General features: G+C 45.3%; 8 protein-coding genes and 1 pseudogene. All 9 read right to left on the bottom strand.

The features are described from left to right. Window positions 1-353, bottom strand: a pseudogene (locus COO59_RS20150) (hypothetical protein); the annotation flags it as partial. Window positions 354-1,050: 697 nt separating this feature from the next. Further along, entirely contained in the window at window positions 1,051-1,392 is a 342-nt protein-coding gene (locus tag COO59_RS20140) for a hypothetical protein (RefSeq protein ID WP_103061434.1), read from the bottom strand. Window positions 1,393-1,443: 51 nt separating this feature from the next. Further along, entirely contained in the window at window positions 1,444-1,980 is a 537-nt protein-coding gene (locus tag COO59_RS20135) for a hypothetical protein (RefSeq protein WP_240614174.1), read from the bottom strand. Window positions 1,981-2,611: 631 nt separating this feature from the next. Next, a complete protein-coding gene (locus tag COO59_RS20130) occupies window positions 2,612-2,851 on the bottom strand; it encodes a DUF2442 domain-containing protein (protein ID WP_103061432.1) in 240 nt (79 codons plus the stop codon). 835 nt (window positions 2,852-3,686) lie between these two features. Further along, the gene (locus tag COO59_RS20125; protein ID WP_103061431.1) at window positions 3,687-4,088 is read right to left on the bottom strand and encodes a helix-turn-helix domain-containing protein; all 402 of its coding nucleotides are present in this window, start codon (window positions 4,086-4,088) and stop codon (window positions 3,687-3,689) included. Between the two features lie 10 nt (window positions 4,089-4,098). Further along, entirely contained in the window at window positions 4,099-4,278 is a 180-nt protein-coding gene (locus tag COO59_RS20120; protein WP_103061430.1) for a Rop family plasmid primer RNA-binding protein, read from the bottom strand. A gap of 103 nt (window positions 4,279-4,381) precedes the next feature. After that, a complete protein-coding gene (locus tag COO59_RS20115; protein ID WP_103061429.1) occupies window positions 4,382-4,621 on the bottom strand; it encodes a hypothetical protein in 240 nt (79 codons plus the stop codon). A gap of 652 nt (window positions 4,622-5,273) precedes the next feature. Beyond that, window positions 5,274-6,017: a hypothetical protein gene (locus tag COO59_RS21380; RefSeq protein ID WP_103061428.1), complete on the bottom strand. Its 744-nt coding sequence runs from the start codon at window positions 6,015-6,017 to the stop codon at window positions 5,274-5,276. Next, window positions 6,010-6,605: hypothetical protein (locus tag COO59_RS21000; RefSeq protein ID WP_103061427.1), on the bottom strand; the 596-nt coding region annotated here is incomplete at its 5' end. The genes COO59_RS21380 and COO59_RS21000, both read right to left, overlap by 8 nt.

Here is a 6,605-nt window from a genome sequence, read left to right as displayed (position 1 = left end):
TTTTTTGTTGTAAACTTAAATTCTTGCTTCATTGGTTTTGATAAATAATACTTGAGGAGTTGAAAAAAGGATGACTCACCTATTGCTTCGAACCGTGCCCTCTGCTCATCACCTACAATTTTAAGCATAAAAGCTTGACCAAAAGAGCCTTCAAAAGACAACATAAAGCTAGACATAATCCCGTCGATGGAAGGAACCTTAGTAGCCACGTCATTATTGAGTATTGTATTCGTAGCTAATGAAATAGCTTCCGCAGTTCCTTCTAAAGCCTTAGATCCTATATAAAAATCTAGTTCTCTATACTTAGATTCACCGCTAGCTATAACAATATCCATTGGTATATGCGTTTCCAAGGCCATCTCCGTCTATATTTTTTTGGGATTTATTTTTAAGACCGCTATTTTCTTTTTATTAATGAGGATAGCCATGGTACAATTAACCATCCAACCAACTGTTTTATATAATCTGAAAAAGAACCATCACACAAATAATATTGGAGCAATAAAACAATGATTACTAAAATTGAATTTCTTAAACTAAGAAAGCATTTTAAATTTAAAAAGAATCTTATTGTTAGCCAGTGTCGGAAGGCAGGCACTGAAGTTCTTATGCACTTTGCCTTAAACATTGCTTCAGTGCCTGCCTTCCGACACTGGCTTTATTATAGCACAAAAATCAATAAAAATCAAGTATAACAGTAACTTATAAGTCGTTGTATTAATTGGTAATACATGCATTAACTTAAAATTATCTTAACACTAGCACTGCATGCTGTATTCGATATAGCTCCACAAGGCTAACTTCTCTGCACGCCTGTTCCTTTCTTCTCCGTCTTGTAACGAAGCTAGGCTATAAAATTTTGCTGCATTTCGTCAGCCTTACTTTCTTCTTTATGCTGCTTTCGTACGATAAACCAGAATGGAGATTAGATGTTTTTGTTTTGGTAATCGCCCTTAGGGAAAAACAAATCTGACCGAGGTCCCATACTGTATTTACCATAACATCCCGCCGCCGAACTGTAGCCAAGCGGGAATCGAATAGTAGGTTTAGCTAAGCGCTCTCAGTTTCTAAATTTCCGCCAAACATGCGCATGTTGTTCAGCTCCTCGATGCTATAAGCCTTAGAAACCCATTGTTTATCAAACTCTTCTACACCAAACCTTTCATGGTTTATCCCGTTAATTGCTATGACAGAACCATTTGGGAGTTCAACCTGATAGTTAGGCCTGACGCCAGTGCCCGATATCCCGATACGGATGAAAGTGTTTTTATCGTTCGCTTTTGCATCGGAAGGGCTTCTTTTCACCTCAGCTAGCGCACGTGCTTTTGACTTCATTTTTTCGAAGTGATCTAACGGAATTTCGCAAAAATTACCGCCCCATGCCTTATCCATACAGCCTCCAACCAATTTAAACGATGTCCTAAGCCAAAAAGAAAGATGTGGTTACGCCCGGATAATTATCTCTATACTTTCTTCGGAAACCTCATACTTTCTAGATAAAAGTATCTTAGCTTGCTGAATGGAGATTCCATCTGGGTAAGATTCTTCTTCCTGTACGACTTTTGGAGACTTAACTTCAACCTCTGGCATTGCTTTGAAATTTAATGAATTTTCATCAATACCTAAATCAGTTAATGATGAGTAAGCAACGGGGTTCCTTGCTCCATCCCACATGTTAGGGTATGCAACCTTTGCATACTCACTAACTTTAATCAGCCACCTTGTTGGACGAGCCCCATCCCACTCTGGGGAAACAACAACATCGGAGATTTTTCCGATGAAAAATGCGTTTTTATGAGGGTCAGAGACACTTCCCCAGTCATTATTATGATTATCAGCAGGATCTCTATTCTGTACACAGACGACGTATTTGCAGCGAGAGGCGCGCTTCTCATTAAGAACCCATGAGCTAGAGCCTCCATCACTTAACAAACGGTCAAAACCACGTGCGGTAAAAACCACTACAGCCGAATCATTCATGTGCATCTCCTTTGAAAGTATGGAGCATACTATATACCTACAAAATACAAAGTCAACAGAAGTATACAAAAAGTATCGGTAAGTATTTTTTAGATCTGTAGGAATGCGATGCTCTTAGCGAAACTGAATATCACTCGGATTTACCATAACATCTCTTGCCCGCACCCCCTGAGAGCCCCTCAGCGCGTTTCTGGGGCCTCCGGGCCAAAAGACAGCCCTTTCCCTGCCCGAAACCGCGGAAATCCGCCCTGATAATTTCTGCGCGACTGCATGGCTATGCACGGGAGTGAATGATGGAGGATTTCGGGCGTATGTTGTCACTAAGCCCGGTTTTCCGGCGCTTAATTCCTCTGATAACGGTGAACGGGCGCGCAGTTTACTGTGCGGCCGTGAGGCGTTGGCCAAGCCGCCAGGCGCGGCAGCTTTGCGGTGGGTGCAAACGCTATCACTTTGCGAATCCTGCCCTTTGACTGAATTGCAGAAAAATTTCGTACGTACGAAATGCAGGGTATCGGGCCGCGCCTGATGGAAAGCTCTGGCGTGCCGGCGGTACTCTAGAGACACATCTTGTCCCGCTGTTTTGTGGCGCCGGCGCAGCCGGCTGTGGTCACAAAACATTTCCTGTCCGGCGTTAAGTTCTTTTGACCGGCTGCAGCTTCTGCGTGACCAGAAATCCTTCAAGGCTCAGATCTTCGTTCAACTCGTCCCAGTGAATGCCGCGCGGACTCAGTTCAAACGTTGCCAGCTGCTCTGCGGTGGCGCCGGCCAGCGCGGGAAAATAAGACAGCGGGACGCCCAGGGTGCGCCCGTCGCTCAGCTGCAGCCACATGTTGTAGGGATCAAATTTTGCCGATTTAATGGATACGCTCATCACGACCTCCGGTTGACCGTCACGAATTTATGTTGATAGTATGCCCGGGTACTCCTGTCGTCCATGACGACCACCAATGATCCCACGGCCTGAGAGGATCGCCTTCGGGTGGCTGTAAAGAACACTCCCGCAGCCTGAAAGGGAGAACGCAAAGCGTGGTACATCTGCCCGCCCCTGGAAGCAGATATCGTCACAAACAGCGCATCTACGACGCGACGATGAGGGTACATTCCACAACGCAGTGAACAGCACAGTCTGTCCTGCCATCCGCTGCCGGCGTTTACATCACGGCAACCATCACGACGATAAGCCTGAACCGGCCTGTCTACGTAGCCCGCTATGTTCTGCGATCACAATTACGTCTTCTGGAAAACACACGTTCTGCAGATGCAGATGCGGCTCCGGACTGAACGGCGTCACTTTGATGCCCGCAAGGCGGGAACAAAGTGACGCGTGAAAAAACGACGCTGCAGCCCCTGCGGCACAACGCTTTACGGCGAAATCCACAATCTGACGTGCACGTATTACGTGTTTTCATGCGCCCTGAACGGGCTTTTAACCGCGACGCTGCCGGCACGACTGCATGCAGGTTTCATTAAGAAAGGAAAAAGAACGGCTCGGTATCGATGGCGACACCAGGAGACTGGTGTGTGGAGGGAGTCTGACGCAAGTCAGCCCGGCGTAAGCCGCGAACAGGTCAGCGACCTGGGGAAACCTCGCAAGAACTCAACAATTCGTCACCCCGATGCACAGATACCAGCTGAGTCGCAGGAAGCGCAAAAGCAACCGCGCCGTCGGGGCCAGAATTACCGGAAAAGCAGGTGCTGTCAGCCGGCTATTTCCAAAACTGCCACCATTTCACCGGGGACGGCTGAGGCTGCTGCATATCTTTTTTATGCTCAAGCAGCTGCAGTGATTGTTTGAGGCTGTCGATATGAGACTCCTGAGCAGAAACAAGCGTCCTGAGATGTTCAACCTCCTGTTTCAGACTGTTAATCATCTGTTCATTAGCTGTATCAGGCACTGTAACACGCTGTTCAGAAGCCTGTTCGCTGAACTGTTCAGTGACCGGGACAGAAATATCACCGAAAACACGAATAAGCTCTGAAATATCTATCATTTTTGAATTGCGCACACCTGCACAAGTAGACAGTTCACCTGTCTTTATTAACCTGTGCAGCGTTGTTCTGCTTTTACCTGTAAGCCTGGCGGCCTCACTGATAGATACTTTTGCCATACGGTTACCGCTATTCCTGATTTAACCTGTCCTGAAGCACAGCATGAAGACGTTCAGCATCCTCATGAAGCTTTTCACACATATCCGCTTCACTGTCTAAATCCAGCTCATTGAGCCTTTCCAACAGGAACAGACTCTGGTCCTGAATGAATTTTGCCATGTTCAGCGCAGTTTTTTGCTGTTTCGTCATCAGACGCTCCGGTGCGTACGTGCCATATGCTGAAAACAGGTGAAATGACGCTTCCTCGGTTCCCCTGGCTACGCCAGACGAACGCTGCGGCGAGCGTTACCGGCTAACGACGAAAAGGCTTAGGCTTGCTCCAGGTGAATTCAGCAGCCTGCCGTTCGACAGCCCGCGCCTGTTTAGCGGCTTCAGCTTCACGCTGCCCCAGAAGCTGCACACGGGCAACCCGCAACACCTCTTTTTTTTCCGGCCCGGACAGCTTTTTGCCTTTTGCCCGTTCCGCTGCAAAGACAGCATCATCAAGAAACTGCTTTTCAGTCTTAGATACAACATGCAGACGACCAGCCATAAATCCTCCAGGTCAACGTCAACAGCGCCCCCCTTTCCCCCGAGCCTGGTCTCAGGAACCCCGGTTTTCCATAGGCTCCGCCCTCCTGACGAACATCACAGAAATCTGCCGATTCCCGGTGCTCAAATCAGAAGGGGCGAAACCCGACAGGACTTAAAGATACCGGACGTTTCCCTCCGGTGGCTCCCTCGTGCGCTCTCCTGTTCCCACCTTACAGCTTAACCCGTGTCTTTCCGCTGTTATGGCCGCGTTTTCTCATACCACGCCTGACACTGGGTGCTGCTTAGGTGGTTCGCTCCAAGCTGGACTGTATGCACGAACTCCCCGTTCAGTCCGACTACCACGTCTTGTTCAGGTAACTGTTCTCTTGAGTCCAACCCTGACAGACACGACAAAGCGCCACTGGCGGTAGCCACTGGTAACGGTTTTGCGGAGCGGTCTTGTTAAGTAGACTTTACAAGAGTTCTTGAAGTGCGGGCCTAACTACAGCTACACTGAAAGGACAGTTTAGGTGACTGCGCTCCGCTAAAGCCAGTTACCGCGGTTCAGAAACTTACCGGTTACTGAACCTCTGAAAAAACCACCTTGCCGGGTGGTTTTTTCTTTTAAGGGCCCACAATACGCTCAAGATTATAGGTGAGTCAAGATATGATCATGTAGAGCTAGCTACCTTCTTAACTTCTTCAAATGATTGAATATAAACATCCAATCCTGCCTTATCAAAAAAGCCTAGATCAGCTAAATTTTTCACAACCTTCCAGTCAGTAAAAACCTTACACAAGCATACCAAGTGCAAAAATTTAACAGGCATAGTAAAAGCACAAATCTCAAAATATCTTTCTTTATATTTTTCAGGGCATGAATCTTGGGTTAGTTTGAACAGAACATAAAAACTTCGCACTGCGGAATAAATACTAAACGATGAGATTTTATTGAGGTAATCAAAGACCTCACATAAATTTTCACTTTTTGCTTTTTCTATTAAAGAGTGCTCAGCAAAAGAAACGGCTTCCGCAGAAGAATATATGCTTTCGTGCTCTATCAACTTAATTGACAAGTATTCACTTCTTGCCACTTCTGATAAACTATAAAAAGATGTTTCAAAAGACCTTAAGTCATCAATCTCTCTTTGTCTTTCAGCATCAACCTGCAAATTTTTGTTTTGCTCTAGCAAGCTATCATTTGCTTCTTTTTGAAGGTTGATTGATCTTATCAACATACACATAGTGATAAATGTTATTATTGGGTTAGAAACCCCTCCAACAAAGTCCCCGAAAGTCCCCCAATCTCCTTTTGACTCAGAAAAACCTGAACCTTTGTCAAAATTAATGTAGTACACAAACCAGGCGGCAAAAATAGTCAAAAAACCTATTATTTTAGCTAGTCTATCACTCATCAAGTATTACCCTGTGTATACTATAGCGCTTAATTTCCCCAAGATAGTTCCTTATGACAGACGCCTCCATTTTTACTTTGGAAAAGTCATCTGACTCATTGTTATCGTCCAAGTTTTTTGAAAGTTTTTTCTTTTGATCTTTAGGGAAGCTTTTCCAAGGAAAGCTTGGTTCAAAGCTGACTGATTCCGAATCTTCTTCTAAAATTAAACGCCCTGTTCCAGTCAATCGATTAAACCTTGTGATAGAGGCATCTATAACGACTCTCCCTGCATCAGTGTTTTCTGAAATTAAGTTCTCTAATGTTTCAGAATTATATTTCAAGAGCCTCTTTCCACTTTTTCTGAGCGTGACGCTATATCCTTGCCCTTCTATAGGCTTATGCATCTTTAGCAGTGGTCCATATATCCTCTTCATTAAAGAGGATTCATGATCTTTCAGTTCCTCGCAAAGGATCATTGCTTTTTTTGTTGTAAACTTAAATTCTTGCTTCATTGGTTTTGATAAATAATACTTGAGGAGTTGAAAAAAGGATGACTCACCTATTGCTTCGAACCGTGCCCTCTGCTCATCACCTACAATTTTAAGCA

The sequence above is a fragment of the Mixta theicola genome (genome assembly GCF_002895925.1).
Taxonomy (GTDB): Bacteria; Pseudomonadota; Gammaproteobacteria; order Enterobacterales; family Enterobacteriaceae; genus Mixta; species Mixta theicola.
The sequence above is the reverse complement of the archived record's forward strand: the minus strand, read 5'-3'. Positions and strand labels throughout refer to the sequence as shown.

What these genes read in the sequence shown, in the direction of transcription:
- COO59_RS20140 (WP_103061434.1), bottom strand. Translation starts at nt 1,392, where the DNA reads ATGGATAAGGCATGGGGCGGTAATTTTTGCGAAATTCCGTTAGATCAC.
- COO59_RS20135 (WP_240614174.1), bottom strand. Translation starts at nt 1,980, where the DNA reads ATGAATGATTCGGCTGTAGTGGTTTTTACCGCACGTGGTTTTGACCGT.
- COO59_RS20130 (WP_103061432.1), bottom strand. Translation starts at nt 2,851, where the DNA reads ATGAGCGTATCCATTAAATCGGCAAAATTTGATCCCTACAACATGTGG.
- COO59_RS20125 (WP_103061431.1), bottom strand. Translation starts at nt 4,088, where the DNA reads ATGGCAAAAGTATCTATCAGTGAGGCCGCCAGGCTTACAGGTAAAAGC.
- COO59_RS20120 (WP_103061430.1), bottom strand. Translation starts at nt 4,278, where the DNA reads ATGACGAAACAGCAAAAAACTGCGCTGAACATGGCAAAATTCATTCAG.
- COO59_RS20115 (WP_103061429.1), bottom strand. Translation starts at nt 4,621, where the DNA reads ATGGCTGGTCGTCTGCATGTTGTATCTAAGACTGAAAAGCAGTTTCTT.
- COO59_RS21380 (WP_103061428.1), bottom strand. Translation starts at nt 6,017, where the DNA reads ATGAGTGATAGACTAGCTAAAATAATAGGTTTTTTGACTATTTTTGCC.